At 65.7% G+C, this 411-nt stretch carries 1 protein-coding gene; it reads right to left on the bottom strand.

Annotated features, from left to right (window positions below; translation table 11 throughout):
* A partial coding sequence (locus tag JWG88_RS21425) for a penicillin-binding transpeptidase domain-containing protein (protein WP_306793157.1) occupies window positions 1-411 on the bottom strand: 411 nt, incomplete at both ends.

The following is a 411-nucleotide window of genomic DNA, read 5'->3' on the forward strand; positions in this document are numbered from 1 at the left end:
GGGTTTGGGTCGATCGGCGTATCGCCACCCACGGTCATGGCCAGGTGCGGGCGGTGCCACACGCCCTTGCTTGCCAGCAGGCTGGTGGCCTGGGCCAGCTGCAGGGGGGTGACCTGCATGTAACCCTGGCCAATGCCAAGGATCAGCGTCTCGCCCGGGAACCAGGCCTGGCGTCGTGTGGCGCGCTTCCACTCGGCCGAGGGCATCAGCCCGGAGGCTTCCTCGAACATGTCCAGCGACACCTTCTGGCCCAGGCCGAACTCGGCCATGTAGTCGTGCAGGCGGTCGATGCCCAGCTTGTGCGCCAGGTCGTAGAAGTAGGTGTCGTTGGAGCGCATGATGGCGGTGTACATGTCCACCCAGCCGTCGCCGCTGCGGTTCCAGTTGCGGTACTTGTGGTCATAGTTGGGC

This window comes from Desulfopila inferna (assembly GCF_016919005.1).
GTDB classification, from domain to species: domain Bacteria; phylum Desulfobacterota; class Desulfobulbia; order Desulfobulbales; family Desulfocapsaceae; genus Desulfopila_A; species Desulfopila_A inferna.